At 68.5% G+C, this 19,561-nt stretch carries 16 protein-coding genes; 8 read left to right on the top strand and 8 right to left on the bottom strand.

Annotation, left to right across the window (positions count from 1 at the left end; genetic code table 11):
• Positions 1 to 50: 50 nt before the first annotated feature.
• The 8 genes from AMK11_RS12005 to dnaA all read right to left on the bottom strand — a co-directional run bounded on the left by AMK11_RS12005 (position 51) and on the right by dnaA (position 12,932).
• Positions 51 to 773, bottom strand: coding sequence for a DUF3566 domain-containing protein (locus tag AMK11_RS12005; protein ID WP_073726126.1), 723 nt, complete (start codon positions 771 to 773; stop codon positions 51 to 53).
• An 18-nt stretch (positions 774 to 791) separates the two neighbouring features.
• Positions 792 to 3,386, bottom strand: a complete 2,595-nt coding sequence (gene gyrA, locus AMK11_RS12000) for a DNA gyrase subunit A (RefSeq protein ID WP_073726124.1) — start codon at positions 3,384 to 3,386, stop codon at positions 792 to 794.
• Between the two features lie 42 nt (positions 3,387 to 3,428).
• Positions 3,429 to 5,489, bottom strand: a complete 2,061-nt coding sequence (gene gyrB, locus AMK11_RS11995; protein ID WP_198941343.1) for a DNA topoisomerase (ATP-hydrolyzing) subunit B — start codon at positions 5,487 to 5,489, stop codon at positions 3,429 to 3,431.
• A gap of 447 nt (positions 5,490 to 5,936) precedes the next feature.
• Positions 5,937 to 6,533: a DUF721 domain-containing protein gene (locus AMK11_RS11990; protein ID WP_073726121.1), complete on the bottom strand. Its 597-nt coding sequence runs from the start codon at positions 6,531 to 6,533 to the stop codon at positions 5,937 to 5,939.
• On the bottom strand, positions 6,530 to 7,651 hold the full coding sequence (gene recF / locus AMK11_RS11985; protein ID WP_073726119.1) for a DNA replication/repair protein RecF: 1,122 nt from the start codon (positions 7,649 to 7,651) through the stop codon (positions 6,530 to 6,532). The genes AMK11_RS11990 and recF overlap by 4 nt, the downstream gene beginning before the upstream one ends.
• A 28-nt stretch (positions 7,652 to 7,679) precedes the next feature.
• Positions 7,680 to 8,555, bottom strand: coding sequence for a phosphogluconate dehydrogenase (NAD(+)-dependent, decarboxylating) (gene gnd / locus AMK11_RS11980; protein ID WP_073726117.1), 876 nt, complete (start codon positions 8,553 to 8,555; stop codon positions 7,680 to 7,682).
• A gap of 202 nt (positions 8,556 to 8,757) precedes the next feature.
• Positions 8,758 to 9,888 carry a DNA polymerase III subunit beta gene (gene dnaN, locus AMK11_RS11975; protein WP_043382592.1) on the bottom strand — a complete coding sequence of 377 codons (1,131 nt, stop codon included), beginning with the start codon at positions 9,886 to 9,888 and terminating at the stop codon, positions 8,758 to 8,760.
• A gap of 1,004 nt (positions 9,889 to 10,892) precedes the next feature.
• A complete protein-coding gene (dnaA, locus tag AMK11_RS11965; RefSeq protein WP_073726115.1) occupies positions 10,893 to 12,932 on the bottom strand; it encodes a chromosomal replication initiator protein DnaA in 2,040 nt (679 codons plus the stop codon).
• 376 nt (positions 12,933 to 13,308) lie between these two features.
• Here dnaA and rpmH point away from each other — a divergent pair, with 376 nt between their 5' ends.
• From rpmH to AMK11_RS11925, 8 genes are all read left to right on the top strand, one after another.
• Positions 13,309 to 13,446 carry a 50S ribosomal protein L34 gene (gene rpmH / locus AMK11_RS11960; protein ID WP_003975051.1) on the top strand — a complete coding sequence of 46 codons (138 nt, stop codon included), beginning with the start codon at positions 13,309 to 13,311 and terminating at the stop codon, positions 13,444 to 13,446.
• A 20-nt stretch (positions 13,447 to 13,466) separates the two neighbouring features.
• Positions 13,467 to 13,838, top strand: coding sequence for a ribonuclease P protein component (gene rnpA, locus AMK11_RS11955; RefSeq protein WP_073726113.1), 372 nt, complete (start codon positions 13,467 to 13,469; stop codon positions 13,836 to 13,838).
• Positions 13,835 to 14,209: a membrane protein insertion efficiency factor YidD gene (gene yidD / locus AMK11_RS11950; protein ID WP_073726111.1), complete on the top strand. Its 375-nt coding sequence runs from the start codon at positions 13,835 to 13,837 to the stop codon at positions 14,207 to 14,209. The genes rnpA and yidD overlap by 4 nt, the downstream gene beginning before the upstream one ends.
• A 3-nt stretch (positions 14,210 to 14,212) precedes the next feature.
• A complete protein-coding gene (yidC, locus tag AMK11_RS11945; protein ID WP_073726109.1) occupies positions 14,213 to 15,508 on the top strand; it encodes a membrane protein insertase YidC in 1,296 nt (431 codons plus the stop codon).
• Positions 15,509 to 15,523: 15 nt separating this feature from the next.
• A complete protein-coding gene (locus AMK11_RS11940) occupies positions 15,524 to 16,036 on the top strand; it encodes a Jag family protein (RefSeq protein ID WP_073726107.1) in 513 nt (170 codons plus the stop codon).
• 126 nt (positions 16,037 to 16,162) lie between these two features.
• On the top strand, positions 16,163 to 16,882 hold the full coding sequence (rsmG, locus tag AMK11_RS11935; RefSeq protein WP_073726105.1) for a 16S rRNA (guanine(527)-N(7))-methyltransferase RsmG: 720 nt from the start codon (positions 16,163 to 16,165) through the stop codon (positions 16,880 to 16,882).
• Between the two features lie 248 nt (positions 16,883 to 17,130).
• A complete protein-coding gene (locus AMK11_RS11930; RefSeq protein ID WP_073726103.1) occupies positions 17,131 to 18,204 on the top strand; it encodes a ParA family protein in 1,074 nt (357 codons plus the stop codon).
• On the top strand, positions 18,201 to 19,301 hold the full coding sequence (locus AMK11_RS11925; protein WP_073726101.1) for a ParB/RepB/Spo0J family partition protein: 1,101 nt from the start codon (positions 18,201 to 18,203) through the stop codon (positions 19,299 to 19,301). Before AMK11_RS11930 ends, AMK11_RS11925 begins: the two co-directional genes overlap by 4 nt.
• The last annotated feature ends 260 nt before the right edge of the window (positions 19,302 to 19,561 follow it).

Below are 19,561 nucleotides of genomic sequence, written 5' to 3'. Positions count from 1 at the left end.
ACGAGGCGGGCAGTCCCAAAATCGGTTGGCCCCAGGCCGGAGAGCGACGGTCACTCGTCCTCGGCGAGCGTCAGCTCCACACCGCCGACGAAGCCGGCCGACAGGTTGTAGATGAACGCGCCGAGCGTGGCCAGGGCGGTGGCGAGGACGACGTCGATGACCGCGATGACCGTGGTGAACAGCAGCACGTTGGGCAGCGACAGGAAGGACTGCAGGTCGAAGCCGTTGGACTCGTTGGAGCCGGTCGCCTCGGAGATCGTGCCGCCGACGGTCGAGAAGACGCCCATGGCGTCCATGACCATCCACAGCACGGCGGACGCGACGATCGTGCAGATGCCGAGCGCGATGGAGAGCAGGAAGCTGACCTTCATCACCGACCACGGGTCCGCCTTGGCCACGCGCAGGCGAGCCTTGCGGACGCGGGGCGCGGTGCGGGCGCCGGTGCGCGGGCGGCGCACGGCGGCGGCGTTGCCGCCCTGGGTCTGGTAGGCCTGCGGCGGGTGGTACGGCCCGCCGGGCTGCTGGGGCTGCCGTTCCCCCGGCAGCGGCGAGGCCGCCTGCTGGGTCTGCTGGCCCCGGGTGTCCGTCACAGTTCCCCCCTGGGAATGCGTCTTGGACGAGCTGCCCGAGTGCGAGTCGGTCGCTCCGTCTTCGATCTTGCGCAGTTGAGTCGTGTGCGGATCCGCCGCACGCGTGGCGGAGCCACGGCCGCCCCCGTCCGTTTCCGTACCCCTGGAGGTACCGGCCGATCCGGCGCCCGTGGCTCCGCTCACGATGACTCTCTCCTCGTGCTACTCGGCCGAGGGCGCCTCACCCTCGTCCGTGCCGGTGGTCGCGGCACCCTCGGCGGTCTCGTCGACGACCACGTCGCCGTCGACCTCCTCCGCCTCGCGTCCCGCCTCGGCGTTGCGTGCGATGCCGACCACGGCATCGCGCTTGCCCAGATTGATCAGTTGGACGCCCATGGTGTCACGGCCCGTCTCCCTGACCCCGCTGACTCGCGTACGAATCACACCGCCCGAGAGTGTGATGGCGAGGATCTCGTCGTGCTCCTCGACCACCAGCGCGCCCACGAGCGACCCGCGGTCCTCGACGATCTTGGCAGCCTTGATGCCCAGGCCGCCGCGGCCCTGGACGCGGTACTCGTCGACGGAGGTCCGCTTCGCGTAACCGCCGTCGGTGGCAGTGAACACGAACGTACCGGCTCGAACAACATTCATCGAGAGCAGCTCGTCCCCTTCGCGGAAACTCATGCCCTTGACGCCCGAGGTGGCACGGCCCATCGGACGCAGTGTGTCGTCCGAGGCGGTGAACCTGATCGACTGCGCCTTCTTGCTGATCAGCAGCAGATCGTCCTCGGCCGAGACCAGTTCGGCTCCGATCAGTTCGTCGTCACTGCCGTCCGGCTGCTCCCGCAGGTTGATGGCGATGACACCGCCCGAGCGCGGCGAGTCGTAGTCCTTCAGCGGCGTCTTCTTCACCAGGCCCGCCTTGGTGGCCAGGACCAGGTACGGCACCGCCTCGTAGTCGCGGATCGCGCGGATCTGGGCGATCGTCTCGTCCGGCTGGAAGGCCAGCAGGTTCGCCACGTGCTGGCCGCGCGCGTCCCGGCCGGCGTCGGGCAGCTCGTAGGCCTTGGCCCGGTAGACCCGGCCCTTGTTGGTGAAGAACAGCAGCCAGTGGTGGGTGGTGGACACGAAGAAGTGGTTGACGATGTCGTCTTCCTTGAGCTTCGTGCCGCGCACGCCCTTGCCGCCGCGCTTCTGCGCCCGGTAGTCGTCGGTCTTGGTGCGCTTGATGTAGCCGCCCCGGGTGACCGTGACGACGATGTCCTCCTCGGCGATCAGGTCCTCGATGGACATGTCGCCCTCGTAGGGGATCAGCTTCGTCTTGCGGTCGTCGCCGTACTTCTCGACGAGCGCGGTCAGCTCCTCGCTGACGATCCCGCGCTGGCGGACGGGCGAGGCGAGGATCTCGTTGTACTCGTTGATCTTCGCCTGCAGCTCGTCGTGCTCCCGGACGATCTTCTGCCGCTCCAGGGCCGCCAGGCGACGCAGCTGCATCTCCAGGATCGCGTTGGCCTGGATCTCGTCGATCTCCAGGAGGTCCATCAGGCCCCCGCGCGCGATCTCGACGGTCTCACTGCGCCTGATCAGCGCGATGACCTCGTCGATGGCGTCCAGGGCCTTGAGCAGGCCGCGCAGGATGTGCGCCCGTTCCTCCGCCTTGCGCAGCCGGAACTTCGTCCGCCGGACGATGACCTCGATCTGGTGGTTCACCCAGTGGCGGATGAACGCGTCCAGGGACAGGGTGCGCGGCACGCCGTCGACCAGGGCCAGCATGTTGGCGCCGAAGTTGGTCTGCAGGTCGGTGTGCTTGTACAGGTTGTTCAGCACGACCTTGGCGACCGCGTCCCGCTTGAGGACGATGACCAGGCGCTGGCCGGTGCGCGAGGACGTCTCGTCGCGGACGTCGGCGATGCCGCCGATCTTGCCGTCCTTCACCAGGTCGGCGATCTTCTGCGCGAGGTTGTCCGGGTTGACCTGGTAGGGCAGCTCGGTGACCACCAGGCACTGGCGGTTCTGGATCTCCTCGACCTCGACGACCGCGCGCATGGTGATCGAGCCGCGCCCGGTGCGGTAGGCCTCCTCGATGCCCTTGCGGCCCACCACCAGGGCACCGGTCGGGAAGTCGGGGCCCTTGATGCGCTCGATCAGCGCGTCCAGCAGCTCCTCGTGGGAGGCCTCGTAGTTCTCCAGGTACCACTGGGCGCCGGCCGCGACCTCGCGCAGGTTGTGCGGCGGGATGTTGGTCGCCATGCCGACCGCGATGCCCGCCGAGCCGTTGATCAGCAGGTTCGGGAAGCGGGCCGGCAGGACGGTCGGCTCCTGGGAGCGGCCGTCGTAGTTGTCCGTGAAGTCGACGGTCTCCTCGTCGATGTCGCGGACCATCTCCATCGACAGCGGCGCCATCTTGCACTCGGTGTACCGCATGGCCGCCGCCGGGTCGTTGCCCGGCGAGCCGAAGTTGCCGTTGGAGTCCACCAGCGGCATCCGCATCGACCAGGACTGGGCGAGGCGGACCAGGGCGTCGTAGATGGAGGAGTCGCCGTGCGGGTGGTAGTTGCCCATGACGTCGCCGACGACGCGGGCGCACTTGTAGAAGCCGCGCTCGGGCCGGTAGCCGCCGTCGTACATCGCGTACAGCACGCGCCGGTGGACGGGCTTGAGGCCGTCGCGGACGTCGGGCAGCGCACGCGAGACGATGACGGACATCGCGTAGTCGAGGTACGAGCGCTGCATCTCCGTCTCGAGCCCGACGGGCTCGACACGCATGGCGAGGGCGTCACCCTCGGGCGTCGTCACAGGGGTGTTCTCGTCGGTCATTGCTGGTGAAGGTCCTTCCTGGTGCGGTCAGCTGAGACCGACTCAGATGTCGAGGAAGCGGACGTCCTTGGCGTTGCGCTGGATGAACGCGCGCCGGGCCTCGACGTCCTCGCCCATCAGCACCGAGAACAGGTCGTCGGCCTGCGCGGCGTCGTCGAGCGTGACCTGGCCGAGCACGCGGTGCTCCTGGTCCATGGTCGTGATGCGCAGCTCCTCGGCGTTCATCTCGCCGAGGCCCTTGAAGCGCTGCACGGAGTCCTCGCGGATGCGCTTGCCGGCCTGGCGGCCCATCTCGATCAGCGCGTCGCGCTCGCGGTCCGAGTACGCGTACTCGAAGTCGTCCCGGCCCCACTTGATCTTGTAGAGCGGCGGACGGGAGAGGTACACGTGCCCGGCCTCGACCAGCGGCCGCATGAAGCGGAACAGGAAGGTCAGCAGCAGGGTGTTGATGTGCTGGCCGTCGACGTCGGCGTCCGCCATCAAGATGATCTTGTGATAGCGGAGCTTCTCGATGTCGAAGTCCTCGTGCACGCCCGTGCCGAACGCGGAGATCATCGCCTGGATCTCCTGGTTCTGCAGGATCCGGTCGATGCGCGCCTTCTCGACGTTGAGGATCTTGCCGCGGATCGGGAGGATCGCCTGGTACTGCGGGTTGCGGCCGGACTTGGCCGAGCCGCCGGCGGAGTCGCCCTCGACGATGAAGATCTCGCACTTGGTCGGGTCGTTCGACTGGCAGTCGGACAGCTTGCCCGGCAGCGACGCCGTCTCCAGCAGGCCCTTGCGGCGCGTCAGGTCACGGGCCTTGCGGGCCGCGACGCGCGCGTAGGCCGCCTGGATGCCCTTGCGGATGATGTCCGCGGCCTCGTTCGGATTGCGGTCGAGCCAGTCCGTCAGGTGCTCGTAGACGATCTTCTGGACGAAGGTCTTCACCTCGGTGTTGCCCAGCTTCGTCTTGGTCTGGCCCTCGAACTGGGGCTCGCTCAGCTTCACCGAGATGATCGCGGTCAGACCCTCGCGGATGTCGTCACCCGTGAGGTTGTCGTCCTTCTCGCGCAGCAGCTTCTTGTCGCGCGCGTACTTGTTGATCAGCGAGGTCAGCGCCGCGCGGAAGCCCTCCTCGTGCGTACCGCCCTCGTGCGTGTGGATGATGTTGGCGAACGAGTACACACCCTCGGTGTAGCCGCCGTTCCACTGCATGGCGATCTCGAGGGACAGGTTCTTGTCCTTGTCCTCGGCCTCGAGGTCGATCACGGTCGGGTGCACCAGCTCTCCCTTGCGGGAGTTGAGGTACTTCACGAAGTCGACGATGCCGCCCTCGTAGTGGTACGAGACGCTCTTGACCTCGTGCTTCTCGTCCTCGCCCGCCTCGTCCGCACCGGCGGTCGCCATCGCGGACTCGCGCTCGTCGGTGAGGTTGATCCGCAGGCCCTTGTTGAGGAAGGCCATCTCCTGGAAGCGCCGGGACAGCGTCTCGAAGGAGTACTCGGTCGTCTCGAAGATGTCGCCGTCGGCCCAGAAGGTGACCGACGTGCCGGTCTCCTCGGTGGCCTCGTGCCGGGCGAGCGACGCCGTGGGGACACCCAGCTTGTACTCCTGGGTCCAGCGGTAGCCGTCGGTCTTGACCTCCACCGCGACCCGCGTGGACAGGGCGTTGACGACGGAGACACCCACGCCGTGCAGACCACCGGAGACCGCGTAGCCGCCGCCGCCGAACTTGCCGCCCGCGTGCAGCACGGTCAGCACGACCTCGACGGCCGGCTTCCCCTCGGAGGGGACGATGCCCACCGGGATGCCGCGGCCGTTGTCGACGACCCGGACACCACCGTCGGCGAGGATCGTGACGTCGATCGTGTCCGCGTGACCGGCCAGCGCCTCGTCGACGGAGTTGTCCACGACCTCCTGCACCAGGTGGTGCAGGCCGCGTTCACCGGTCGAGCCGATGTACATACCGGGTCGCTTGCGGACCGCGTCCAGACCCTCGAGCACGGTGATGGCACTGGCGTCGTACGAGGCGGCTGCCTCGTCGCCCGACGCGTGCACCACGTCGTTCACGCCGGTGTCGGTGGACGGGTTGTTCTCGTTGGGGTTGCCGGAATCGGCCACGAAGCGCCCTTTCTGGCACAGCACGAGCCGGGCTCGTCGGCAGGTTGCCGGAGCGGCTGCGGCATGTTGCGTTGGTAAGCCTTGATCAGCGTTGCTCAGCTAGTCCCGGACGGTCCCCACGATCGGGGCGGGATTGTCTTCCATTCTACCGGTAGCACTGACACTGATGGGGGTTTGCCGGTACCTGAGTCCGCATGTGCCGCCCTGAACCGGGCTCGTCCGACTCCCGATATGCGGAAGGGGGCCTCAAGAGGCTCACGGCGGCACTCAGCGCTTCCGGACGTCAACCCTTGGCTACTTGGGAGTCAGATCGTGATGCGCGACCGTGTGCGGCGGTACGACGAAGCGGACGCCGAAGGTCCACACCGACCGTTGACGCCCAATTATGTGAGGTACATCACCTGCTGCTGACGGGCTGTCAGAGCCCTCCCCAGGCCTTGGCCAGGGTCACCCGTAGGTGTCCCCGGGCCCCCGGCTGCCGGGCGCGCGCAACGGACCGTACCGACGGCCGGCGCCCGCGGGACCCCCGGGACCGAGCACCTTGATCATCCGCACCGACCCGTGCCCGAGATCCTCGTTGAGACGGGCCACCAGCGTCGGCGCCAGCAACCGCAGGTTCGTCGCCCAGGCCGTCGAGTCGCAGCGGACCACCAGCACCCGCTCGTCCTCGTCGTACCGCTCCGGCACACAGTGCTTCGCCACGTCCTCACCGACGATCTGCGGCCACCGCCCCATCACACCGCCCACCGCGGCCGGCGTCTCCCAGCCGCGCTCGGTGATCAGGCGGTTGATCGCCGACCCGAGCGCCATGGGATCACGCCCGTCGGCGCGCGCACCGGAGCGCAGCCCACCGCGCCGCGCCTGCTTCTTCTGAAGCGCGGCATCCCCACGCGCGCGTGCCGCCTCGCGCGCCGCCCTCAGCGCGACGCGGGCGAGATCGACACCCGACGGCTCGGGCCCTTCGCCGCCCGCGCCGGAGGTCTTTCCGGGGGCCGGTCCGTCCGAGCCGGAAGTCTTTCCGGGGGCCGGTCCGTCCAAGCTCATACGCGCTCCACCGTCCCCTCCGCGACCGAGAACCGTGCGCCCGCAAGCACACCCGGCACGTCGTCGTCGACCGCGGCCGTCACCAGCACCTGCTCGCCGGGCGCCACCAGCTCCGCCAGCCGCTCACGGCGCCGCGCGTCCAACTCGGCGAACACGTCGTCCAGGACCAGAACGGGCTCGTTGCCCTCCGCCCGCAGCAGATCGAACGACGCGAGACGCAACGCCAGCGCGTACGACCAGGACTCCCCGTGGGAGGCGTATCCCTTGGCGGGCAGCGACCCGAGCTTCAGCAGCACATCGTCCCGGTGCGGCCCCACCAGAGTGACGCCCCGCTCGATCTCCTGCTTGCGGGCCTCGGCGAGCGCGCCCATCAGCTGCTCGTACAGATCCTCACGCGTGTGCGCCTCACCGGGCGCCGACGGCTTGTACTCCAGCGCGACGGGACCGCCGCCCGGCGCCAGCTGCTCGTACGCCTTGTCGGCCAGCGGCTGCACCGCGGCGATCAGGTCCAGGCGCTGCGCCAGCAGCTCGGCGCCCGCGCGCGCGAGGTGCTGGTCCCAGACGTCCAGCGTGGACAGGTCCATCGTGCGCCCGCCGTGCCGACGCGCCAGCGCGGCCGACTTCAGCAGCGTGTTGCGCTGCTTGAGCACCCGGTCGTAGTCGGAACGCACCCCCGCCATCCGCGGGGAACGGGCGGTGATCAGCTCGTCCAGGAAGCGGCGCCGCTCCCCTGGGTCGCCCTTGACCAGGGCGAGGTCCTCGGGCGCGAACAGCACGGTACGGACGATGCCGAGCACGTCACGGGGTCTGACCTGCGAGGACCGGTTGATGCGGGCCCGGTTGGCCCTGCCCGGGTTCAGCTCCAGCTCGATCAGCTGCTGCCGCTCGCCCTGCCGTACCTGAGCGCGGACCACGGCACGCTCGGCGCCCATGCGGACCAGGGGTGCGTCGGAGGAGACCCGATGGCTGCCGAGGGTGGCGAGATAGCCGACCGCCTCGACGAGATTGGTCTTCCCCTGCCCGTTCGGGCCGACGAAGGCCGTGACGCCCGGGTCCAGCGGGACCTCGACCCGGGCGTACGAACGGAAGTCGGCCAGCGACAGATGCGTGACGTGCATGGTCGTGCGCCGACCTCCCAGCCTTTCGCTACTTCTTCTCGACCGCGTGCCCGCCGAACTGGTTGCGCAGCGCGGCGATCATCTTCATCTGCGGCGAGTCGTCCTGCCGGGACGCGAACCGCGCGAACAGCGACGCGGTGATCGCCGGCAGCGGCACCGCGTTGTCGATCGCGGCCTCCACGGTCCAGCGTCCCTCACCGGAGTCCTGTGCGAAACCGCGCAGACCGTCCAGGTGCTCGTCGTCGTCGAGGGCGTTGACCGCCAGGTCCAGCAGCCAGGACCGGATCACCGTGCCCTCCTGCCAGGACCGGAAGACCTCGCGGACGTTGTCCACGGAGTCGACCTTCTCCAGCAGCTCCCAGCCCTCGGCGTAGGCCTGCATCATCGCGTACTCGATGCCGTTGTGGACCATCTTCGCGAAGTGGCCCGCGCCGACCTTGCCGGCGTGCACGGCGCCGAAGTCGCCCTCCGGCTTGAGGGCGTCGAAGACCGGCTGCACCCTGGCCACGTTCTCCGCGTCGCCGCCGTACATCAGCGCGTAGCCGTTCTCCAGGCCCCACACACCGCCGGAGACACCGCAGTCGACGAAACCTATGCCCTTGGCGGCCAGCTCCTCGGCGTGCTTCTCGTCGTCCGTCCAGCGGGAGTTGCCGCCGTCCACGACGACGTCACCGGGCTCCAGCAGCTCGCCGAGCCGGTCGACCGTGGCCTGGGTGGCCTCACCGGCCGGGACCATCACCCAGACCACGCGCGGGCCCTCGAGCTTGCCCACGAGCTCTTCCAGGCTGTGGACGTCGGCGAGGTCGGGATTGCGGTCGTATCCGACGACGGTGTGGCCCGCGCGGCGGATCCGCTCGCGCATGTTGCCGCCCATCTTGCCGAGGCCGACGAGACCGAGCTCCATCAGTTGCGTTCCTTAGGTGTGCGAGGTGGCGGGACGGCACGTCCGGGCCGGCCGGATGCGTGCCGCGGCACTTTCGTACCCGCCCCGAGCCTAAACCCGGACGTCCGTGCACAGCTGTGGGCGTACGCGCTCATACGTACGCCCTCACCTGCGGATTCGTCCCGAGCCCGTCCTCAGCCTGTGGACAACCCGGCGTGGGTCCTCAGCCGCTCAACCGCACCGGCATGATCAGGTACTTGTAGGCCTCGTCCGCCTCGGCGTCCAGGGCCGGCTTGCCGCTGAGCAGCGCCGGCTTCGTGGACGTCGTGAAGGAGAGCTGGGCCACCGGGGAGTCGATGGCGCTCAGGCCGTCCAGCAGGAACGTGGGGTTGAAGGCGATCGAGATGTCGTCGCCCTCCAGCTGCGCGTCAACCCTTTCCACAGCCTGTGCGTCGTCGCTGGAGCCGGCCTCCAGGATGAGCACGCCCTGCTCGAAGCTGAGCCGCACCGGGGTGTTGCGCTCGGCGACCAGGGCCACGCGCTTGACGGCCTCCACGAAGGGGGCGGTCTCGATCACGGCGACGCTGTTGAACTCCGTCGGGAAGAGCGTCTTGTACTTCGGGAGGTCGCCCTCCAGCAGACGCGTCGTCGTGCGGCGGCCCGCGCCCTCGAAGCCGATCAGGCCCTCGCCCGCGCCCGAGCCGGACAGCGCCAGGATCACCTGGTCGCCGCTGGTCAGCGCCTTGGCGGTGTCCTGGAGCGTCTTGGCGGGCACCAGGGCGACCGCGGAGACCTCCGGGTTCTCCGGCTTCCACAGGAACTCGCGGACCGCGAAGCGGTAGCGGTCGGTGGAGGCCAGCGTCACCGAGTCGCCCTCGATCTCGATGCGCACACCGGTGAGCACCGGCAGCGTGTCGTCGCGGCCCGCGGCGATCGCCACCTGCTGCACGGCCGAGGCGAAGACCTCGCCGGGGACCGTGCCGGTGGCCTCCGGCATCTGCGGCAGCGCCGGGTACTCCTCCACCGGCAGGGTGTGGAGGGTGAACCGCGAGGAGCCGCAGACCACCGTCGCCCGTACACCGTCTGTGGAAATCTCCACCGGCCGGTTGGGGAGGGCCCGGGAGATGTCGGCGAGCAGGCGGCCGGAGACGAGGACCGTGCCCTCCTCCTCGATCTCGGCCTCCACGGACACCCGCGCCGAGACCTCGTAGTCGAAGCTGGACAGGCTCAGCTGTCCCTCCTCGGCCTTCAGCAGCAGGCCCGCGAGGACCGGCGCCGGCGGACGGGCCGGGAGACTGCGAGCCGCCCAGGCGACTGCCTCCGCGAGTACGTCGCGTTCCACCCGGATCTTCACTGTTGCCGCCTCCTGCTGTTGCCGGCGCTTCTCGCCCTGCCTGGCTTCGTCGTCTGACTCGGTGTCGTCGCTCCCCGTTCGGGGCAGGACACCGGAGAACAGTCTGACGCACCCCACTGACAGTAGGTGCCCTTCGGGGTCAAGTCGTGACGAGGGGCGGTCGGGCTCGAGAGGGCGAGTTGTGCACAGGCCCCGCTTCGAAACGAATTCCGCTCTCTCTGTAGTCGGGAGTAGTAGTAGGGCCTGTGGATACCGTGGATAACCTCGTTTTCCCAGGTCAGGGCAGGGATTTTGTCCACGGGGCCTGTGGGCGGAGCCGGTGGACAACCGGGCGTATCTGTGGAGAACAGAAAGTTCTGCACACTCCGTGCACAGGGAGGGCCGACTTCTCCCCAGAGCCGTCCCCAGGTTTCCGGATGTTTCCCACAGCCCACCTCGGCACCTCTGTGTGACGCCTTTCACTCGACGCGGTGAGAGGGCGCGTTGCGTTGCCGAACAGTGGACAGACATGTGGAGAAGCCGGTGATCGCTGGGGACAACCGGCCGCTGCCTGTGGGTTGTGCGTGGACAACTCGATGCACAGCTTGTGGACCGGCTCGTTGTCCACAAGCTGTGGAGATCGTTCGTCCACGAATCCACAGGCGGCTGACCTGGCCTGATGGTTCCTCAACAGCCTGGCCTGTGGACAGGATCGGGACAACTTCCCAGTCCCCAAGGTGTGGACGGAAAAAAGTGACCGAATCTGTGGAGAGCGGCCGTAACCCGGCAGGTAATCGAACAGCGGAGTCGCCGCGGTGACCGGGCTGAGTCGCCGCAGCGACCGGGCGAGGACCAGTCGGTGACCGCGAGAGGGCCCGCCAGTGCCCCGGCGAGGGCCCCGGTGCCCCGGCGAGGACCCGTCGGTGGCGCCGTGACAGGCGTCCGCGGGCACGGATAACCGCGGGCACGGAAAAGGCGCCCCGGGGGTGTCCAGGGCGCCTTCGAGGAGCCGGTGCCGGCCGCGCTCAGCCGTTCTTGATGCGGTTGGTCAGCTCGGTCACCTGGTTGTAGATGGAGCGCCGCTCGGCCATCAGATTGCGGATCTTGCGGTCGGCGTGCATCACCGTGGTGTGGTCCCGGCCGCCGAACAGTGCGCCGATCTTCGGCAGGGACAGGTCCGTCAGCTCACGGCACAGGTACATGGCGATCTGCCGCGCCGTCACCAGCTGGCGGCCGCGTGAACTGCCGCACAGATCCTCCACCGTGAGGCCGAAGTAGTCGGCGGTCTCGCTCATGATGGCCGTCGAGGTGATCTCCGGCGTCGAGTCCTCCCCGCCGGGGATCAGGTCCTTGAGGACGATCTCGGTGAGGCCCAGGTCGACCGGCTGCCGGTTGAGCGACGCGAACGCCGTCACCCGGATCAGCGCGCCCTCCAGTTCGCGGATGTTGCGCGAGATCCGGGAGGCGATGAACTCCAGGACCTCGGGCGGGGCGTTGAGCTGCTCCTGCACCGCCTTCTTGCGCAGGATCGCGATGCGCGTCTCCAGCTCGGGCGGCTGGACGTCGGTGATCAGTCCCCACTCGAAACGGTTCCGCAGCCGGTCCTCCAGGGTGACCAGTTGCTTGGGCGGCCGGTCGCTGGAGAGCACGATCTGCTTGTTGGCGTTGTGGAGGGTGTTGAAGGTGTGGAAGAACTCCTCCTGCGTCGACTCCTTGTCCGCGAGGAACTGGATGTCGTCGACGAGCAGGATGTCCATCTCGCGGTAGCGCTTGCGGAAGCTGTCGCCCTTGCCGTCGCGGATGGAGTTGATGAACTCGTTGGTGAACTCCTCGGAGCTCACGTACCGCACGCGCGTGCCGGGGTAGAGGCTGCGGGCGTAGTGCCCGATCGCGTGCAGGAGGTGAGTCTTGCCCAGTCCCGACTCGCCGTAGATGAAGAGCGGGTTGTAGGCCTTCGCGGGTGCTTCGGCGACGGCGACGGCCGCGGCGTGGGCGAAGCGGTTGGAGGCTCCGATGACGAAGGTGTCGAAGAGGTACTTCGGGTTCAGGCGTGCGGTCGGCTCGCCGGGTCCGGTCGCCGGCGCCGGCTGTGCTGCCAGGGGGCCGGGGGCGCCGGTGGCGGGTCCGGGGCCGACGGGGCCGCCGCGGTGCACGTGTCCGGAGGGGGGGCCGGAGCCGGACGGCGGCTCGGGGAGGTCACGGCGGGGGCCGCGCTGGTCGTAATCGCCGCGCTGCTGCTCGTAGTCCGGCCGTTGCTGGTCGTAGTCGGCGCGCTGCTGCTCGTAGTCGGGCCGCGGCTGGCCGTGGTCGCCGCGGGACTGTTCGTAGTCACGCGGCTCGTACTCGCCGCCGCGGTCGTAGTCGTCCCGTTTGTAGTCGCCGCGCTTGTAGTCGCCGTGCTGCGTGTCGTACGACGGGCGCTCCGGGGGCTGCGGACGGTAGTTCTGTCCGTACGTGTCCTGTGGGTACGGCTCCTGGTCGTAGCCGTCCTGGGGTGGCGATGCGTACGGGTCGCGCTCCGGGAAGCCCAGGCGCTGCTGCTGCCAGCCGTAGTCGTCCTGCTGCGTGGGGCGGGGCCAGGAGCCGGGCTCGGGGCGCTGGTACTCCTGCGGGTAGGCGGGGCGGGCGGTGGGCAGCTGGTCGCCGCGGTGGCGTCCGTATCCCTCGTAGTCGTCGCGGCCGCCCTGGCCGTGGCCGGGTGCGGGGAGCTCGGGCTCCTCGTAGCGGGGCTGGGGGCGGGCGGGGGGTGATTGAGGAGCGGGGGTGGGCGTGGCGGGCGCGGGTTCGCCGGCGGTGTCGTCGACGGTGATCGCGATGCGGATGGGGCGGCCGCATTCGCGGCTCAGTGTCTCGCTGACGACCGGGGCGAGGCGGCCCTCCAGTACGCCCTTCGCAAATTCGTTCGGTACGGCGAGCAGGGCGGTGTCGGCGACCAGCGCGAGGGGCTGGCAGCGCCGGATCCAGTGCTCGTCCTTGGACTCGACACCCTGCCCGCGGCTGTCCCCGAGGAGTTGCTCCAGTACGCGTGGCCACACTGCGGCAAGATCGGCAGGTACGTCAGCCACAGGGCACGCTCTCTCACGAGTCCCTCGAAGGTGTGATTCGGGGACGGGTCGGGATGAAACTCGGGTGGGGCAGGGATAAGGGAACGAATCGGAGTCCAGTCACGGTAGTCAGCGTGGCCGGTAGGGTTCAAGTTGTTGTCCCCAGCCTGTGGACAAGTGTCTCCCGGTCACCGCTGGTTTGACCGAATGGCGCAGTCCCACGTACCGTAACCAGGTCGAGTTGTCGATGGCTGCTGCCGCCTGCCTCCGATGGGCACAGGTCACGTCCAAGGTGATCGAAAAGCGGTGCACTCGGGCGTAACGCGAGCTACTCGTGGGCGCACGGTGACAGCCAGGACGGCACCCCGCCAACCCCGATTCTTTCTGGAGCCCCCGAGTGAGCAAGCGCACCTTCCAGCCGAACAACCGTCGTCGCGCCAAGACCCACGGCTTCCGGCTGCGTATGCGCACCCGTGCCGGCCGCGCGATTCTCGCGACCCGCCGCAGCAAGGGTCGCGCCCGTCTGTCCGCCTGATCCGGTCAGGTCATGACGTCGTGCTGCCCACCGAGTACCGGCTGAGGCGGCGCGAGGGCTTCGCGACCGCGGTACGACGAGGCCGCCGGGCCGGACGCCCGGCCCTGGTCGTCCACCTTCGAAGCGGTGCCACGGACCCGCACGCGCCTGGGGAGAGCGCTCCCCCGACACGTGCGGGTTTCGTCGTGAGCAAAGCCGTGGGTGGTGCGGTGGTGCGCAACAAGGTGAAGCGCAGGCTTCGCCATCTGATGCGCGACCGGATCGACCTGTTTCCCCCCGGTAGCCTGGTAGTGGTACGAGCGCTGCCCGGTGCGGGCGACGCCGACCATGCACAGCTGGCCCGAGACCTGGACGCCGCCCTGAAGCGGCTACTGGGAGGGGGCGCGCGATGAAGTACCCGCTGCTGGCTCTGATCAAGCTGTACCAGTGGACGATCAGTCCTCTGCTGGGGCCGGTGTGCAAGTACTACCCGTCGTGTTCCCACTACGGCTACACGGCCATCGACCGACACGGTGCTCTCAAAGGCACGGTGCTCACTGCCTGGCGCATCCTTCGGTGCAATCCGTGGTCGCTGGGTGGAGTGGACCATGTTCCGCCGCGCAAACGCCCGCGGTGGCACGAAATGCTGCGTGACGCCTGGCGTGCACGCAAGGGCGGGACCTCCGCCGCCGAACCGGCCAACGAGGGACAGACTTCTCCGACGAGTCCGTCCAGTCCTTCGAGTCCGGCCGCAGAGACCCCGTCCCATGCCCAAGGAGCATGATTAGTGGACACGATTGCCAGCCTCTTCAGTTTCATCACGACACCTGTCTCCTGGGTCATCGTCCAGTTCCACACGGTGTACGGCGCCATCTTCGGCCCTGACACCGGATGGGCCTGGGGCCTGTCCATCGTGTCCCTGGTGATCCTCATCCGCATCTGCCTGATCCCGCTCTTCGTGAAGCAGATCAAGGCGACGCGCGGGATGCAGACGCTCCAGCCGGAGATGAAGAAGATCCAGGAGCGCTACAAGAACGACAAGCAGCGCCAGTCCGAAGAGATGATGAAGCTGTACAAGGAGACGGGCACCAACCCGCTCTCCTCGTGCCTTCCCATCCTGGCGCAGTCTCCGTTCTTCTTCGCCCTGTACCACGTGCTCAACTCGATCGCGTCGAACGACACCATCGGCGTGATCAACGAGCGCTTGCTGGCCAGCGCTCAGAAGGCCCACATCTTCGGCGCGCCGCTGGCCGCCAAGTTCACCGACGACGCGTCCAAGGTGGAGGCCCTCGGGTCCTCGCTGACGGATGTCCGGGTCGTCACCGCGATCATGATCGTGCTGATGTCGGCGTCGCAGTTCTTCACTCAGCGCCAGCTGATGACCAAGAACGTCGACACCACGGTGAAGACGCCGTTCATGCAGCAGCAGAAGATGCTGATGTACGTCTTCCCGATCATGTTCGCCGTCTTCGGCATCAACTTCCCCGTCGGCGTCCTCGTCTACTGGCTGACCACGAACGTGTGGACCATGGGTCAGCAGATGTACGTCATCCGCAACAACCCGACCCCGGGGTCCAAGGCCCAGGCCGCCTACCTGGAGCGCCTGCTCAAGCACGTCACCGAGACCGGCAAGACGCGCGGTCGTGGTCAGCGGTCCGTCGTCAAGGCCATCGTCGCCAAGGGCCGGGACCGCAACGAGTTCGAGCGCAAGTTCGTCAACGGTCTGAACAAGGCGGGCCTCGCGGCCCAGGCCGACGGCACCGTGGTGAAGGGCGAGGCACCCGCCGCCGCCCAGAGCGCGGACGGCGCGTCCGGCACCACCGCGGCGCCCAAGCGGCAGCAGCCCAAGCGACAGAGCAAGGCGCAGCGCCAGTCCGCCAAGCAGGCCGGTGAGCCCGCCGGTGAGCCGGAGGCCAAGACCTCCCTCAGCAAGTCCGGCGAGCCGGAGGACGGCCAGCAGGGCGGCAAGTCCGCCGGCACCGCCAAGAAGCCCGCACAGAAGCCCGGCGGCGGTGGCCGCAGCAAGGCCCAGTCCGGGCAGCGCAAGGGCCCGCAGCGGCCCAAGTCCCCGTCGAAGAAGTAAGAAGGAGTCCATCCCGTGACGGAAGGCACCACCTCCGCCGCTGCCGAGGGCGCAGACACCCTGACTCGTCTCGAGAACGAGGGCGAGATCGCCGCGGACTACCTGGAGGGTCTGCTCGACATCGCCGACCTCGACGGCGACATCGACATGGACGTCGAGGCCGACCGTGCCTCCGTCTCGATCATCAGCGACAGCAACAGCCGGGACCTGCAGAAGCTGGTCGGCCGGGACGGCGAGGTGCTGGAGGCTCTCCAGGAGCTCACGCGCCTGGCCGTGCACCGGGAGACCGGCGACCGCAGCCGGCTGATGCTCGACATCGCGGGCTACCGGGCCAACAAGCGGGCCGAGCTGTCCGAGCTGGGTGCCAAGGCGGCGGCCGAGGCCAAGAGCAGCGGCGGGCCGGTGCGGATGAAGCCGATGACGCCGTTCGAGCGCAAGGTCGTGCACGACGCGGTCAAGGCCGCGGGACTGCGCAGCGAGTCCGAGGGCGAGGAGCCGGAGCGCTTCGTCGTCGTGCTTCCCGCCTGATCGGTCCCCACGTTCTCCGGCCCCGTCTGTTGCGCAGACGGGGCCGAATTTTGTCAGCCTGATAGTTCTGGTGGTTCTGGCAGCGGCGTCTGGTGCGCCGGTGCCGTACGGAAGGACGGTCCCCTCGTGACGGAGGCAGCGGAGCTTCCCCCTGTTCCCGAGCAGGCACGCGACGTGTTCGGTGCTCGGTACGCGGACGCGGTCCGCTACGCCGAGCTGCTCGCCGAGGCGGGGGTGAAGCGTGGTCTGATCGGTCCGCGTGAAGTTCCCCGTCTGTGGGAGCGGCATCTGCTGAACTGCGCGGTGCTCTCGGAGGTCGTGCCCGAGGGCGTGACGGTGTGCGATGTCGGTTCGGGTGCCGGCCTGCCCGGGATCCCGCTGGCGCTCGTCCGGGAGGATCTGAAGATCACCCTCCTGGAGCCTCTGCTGCGGCGCACCAACTTCCTGACCGAAGTCGTGGAGCTTCTGGGCCTGGACCATGTGACCGTGGTGCGTGGCCGGGCCGAGGAGGTCATGGGGAAGTTGCCGCCGGTGCATGTGGTGACGGCCCGCGCCGTTGCTCCGCTGGACCGTTTGGCCACCTGGGGGGTTCCGCTGCTGCGCCCGTACGGCGAGATGCTCGCGCTCAAGGGCGATACGGCTGAGGAGGAGCTGAAGGCCGCGGCCACGGCGCTCAGCAAGCTGGGGGCGGTGGAGACCTCCATCCTGCATGTGGGTGAGGGAGTCGTGGATCCCCTGTCCACCGTGGTGCGGGTCGAGGTCGGTGAGAGCCCTGGTGGAGTGCGTTTCGCCGCCAAGCGGGCCAAGGCGGCGCGGACCGGCCGTGCGCGGCGGCGTCGCGGATAGCGGTACTCCACACAAGCTGCCCTCCGTGGGCGTGCCGGAGTGTCGCGGCTGATCGGCTTCGGCGGCGCTGCATCGTGTTTCACGTGAAACGTCGCTCACTGCTGCACGGCATCATCAGTCGGGGCCGCGCTGCGGCCGACCCCCGCGACCGAAAGCCTCTCGGGTCGCTCGGAGAGGGTACGGAGTTGTCCACAGAGGTGGATTTCTCCACAGAACAACAGGCCTCACTGGTTCATGACCCCGCAGACATGGGAGGCTCTGTTCATTGCGAGCCTGAAGTCGAGGAGAGTGAATCCTTGCGGTCCGACGCCAATATCGCGGGACCGATGACCGATCCGGTCCCCGGTCCCCGTACCGAGTCGATGGGGGCGGATGTTTCACGTGAAACACCGCCGCCGATGGACGACACTCCGATCGGTCGTGCTGCCCAACTGGCGGTGGAGGCTCTGGGCCGCGCCGGTGAGGGGCTGCCGCGGCCCGAGCAGACCAGGGTCATGGTGGTCGCCAACCAGAAGGGCGGTGTGGGCAAGACGACGACAACCGTTAACCTTGCCGCGTCGCTCGCGCTGCACGGGGCGCGGGTCCTGGTCGTCGACCTCGATCCGCAGGGCAATGCCTCCACCGCTCTGGGGATCGATCACCACGCCGAGGTTCCGTCCATCTATGACGTCTTGGTCGAGAGCAGGCCGCTCTCGGAGGTGGTCCAGCCGGTCCCGGACGTCGAAGGTCTCTTCTGCGCACCCGCCACGATCGATCTCGCCGGTGCGGAGATCGAGCTGGTGTCCCTGGTGGCACGAGAGAGCCGGCTTCAGCGGGCGATCCAGGCGTACGAGCAGCCGCTGGACTACATCCTCATCGACTGCCCGCCCTCCCTCGGCCTACTGACGGTCAACGCGCTGGTCGCCGGCCAGGAGGTGCTGATCCCGATCCAATGCGAGTACTACGCGCTGGAAGGACTGGGGCAGCTGCTGCGCAACGTCGACCTGGTGCGGGGCCACCTCAACCCCACGCTGCATGTGTCGACCATCCTGCTCACCATGTACGACGGCCGGACGCGGCTCGCGTCCCAGGTCGCCGACGAGGTGCGCAGCCACTTCGGCGACGAGGTACTGCGGACGAGCATTCCCCGCTCGGTCCGTATCTCCGAGGCCCCCAGCTACGGACAGACGGTCTTGACCTACGATCCAGGATCGAGCGGAGCCCTCTCCTATCTGGAGGCGGCGCGAGAGATCGCGCTCAAGGGTGTGGGCGTCAGCTACGACGGGACGCACGCCCACATCGGAGCACAGAATGACCCGAACATGGTGGAGGGGATCCAGTGAGTGAGCGACGGAGGGGGCTGGGCCGTGGTCTGGGCGCACTGATCCCCAATGCTCCGACGGAGAAGTCGGTGGCTTCAGCGGCACTGGGGAATGCGGCTCCCGCGTCTCCGGCGGCGATGCCCCTGCTGCCCAACGACCGTGGTGTGGCCGCGGCCAAGGTGACCACGCTGCCGCCTGTTCCACGTGAAACAGAGGAGTCGGTGGCTTCGGGCGGCCCGGAGTCTCTCCGGCCTCCGATGGGTGCGCACTTCGCGGAGATTCCCCTCGACGCCATCACCCCGAACCCGCAGCAGCCGCGTGTGGTCTTCGACAGTGACGCGTTGGCGGAGCTGGTCACCTCCATCAAGGAGGTGGGCCTTCTCCAGCCGGTCGTCGTGCGCCAGGTGGGACCGGCGCGCTACGAGCTGATCATGGGTGAGCGTCGCTGGCGGGCCTGTCGCGAGGCCGGCCTGGAGGCGATCCCGGCGATCGTGCGTGCCACAGAGGACGAGAAGCTCCTCCTGGACGCGCTGCTGGAGAATCTGCACCGGGCCCAGCTGAACCCGCTCGAAGAGGCCGCCGCCTACGACCAGCTGCTCAAGGACTTCAACTGCACGCATGACCAGCTGGCCGACCGCATCGGCCGTTCCCGGCCGCAGGTCTCGAACACACTGCGTCTGCTGAAGCTCTCCCCGAAGGTCCAGAACCGGGTGGCCGCCGGGGTGCTCTCCGCCGGTCATGCGCGTGCCCTCCTCTCCGTCGAGGATTCGGAGGAGCAGGAGCGGCTGGCCCACCGGATCGTCGCCGAGGGGCTCTCGGTCCGGGCGGTGGAGGAGATCGTGTCCCTCATGGACTCCCGGCCACAGAAGCCCCAGCGGGCGAAGGGGCCTCGGGCCGGCTCTCTGGTCTCCCCGGCGCTGTCCGATCTGGCGACGCGGCTCTCGGATCGCTTCGAAACGCGGGTGAAGGTCGACCTGGGGCAGAAGAAGGGCAAGATCACCGTGGAATTCGCCTCCATGGATGACCTTGAGCGCATCCTCGGAAGCCTTGCTCCCGGCGAGGGGCCCGTGCTGCAGAAGAGCCTTTCGGACAGTGAGGCCGAAGAGCTCGACTCCTGAGGCGCTCGGGAGGGAATCGCTGCACAGCGTTCCTCTGCCAACAGGGCGGGCCGTGTCCGGTGCGTACCGGAACACGACCCGCCCTTTGCTTTTCGCCGGTGCCGAGGGCAGCGCTTCGTGGATACGATGCGATCGGGATGGCGCAAGCACCTGGCAGCACTTCTGAGAGGAAGGCAGGGGCCATGCGAACGATGAGCCGTACCGGACTGGTGAGCGCGGGCTTGGGGCTGGGCGCGGTCGGTGGCTTCGTCGGCAGCCTG

It is taken from the genome of Streptomyces sp. CB02414 (assembly GCF_001905385.1).
Lineage (GTDB): Bacteria > Actinomycetota > Actinomycetes > Streptomycetales > Streptomycetaceae > Streptomyces.
This window is presented reverse-complemented; position numbering and strand designations above follow the sequence as displayed.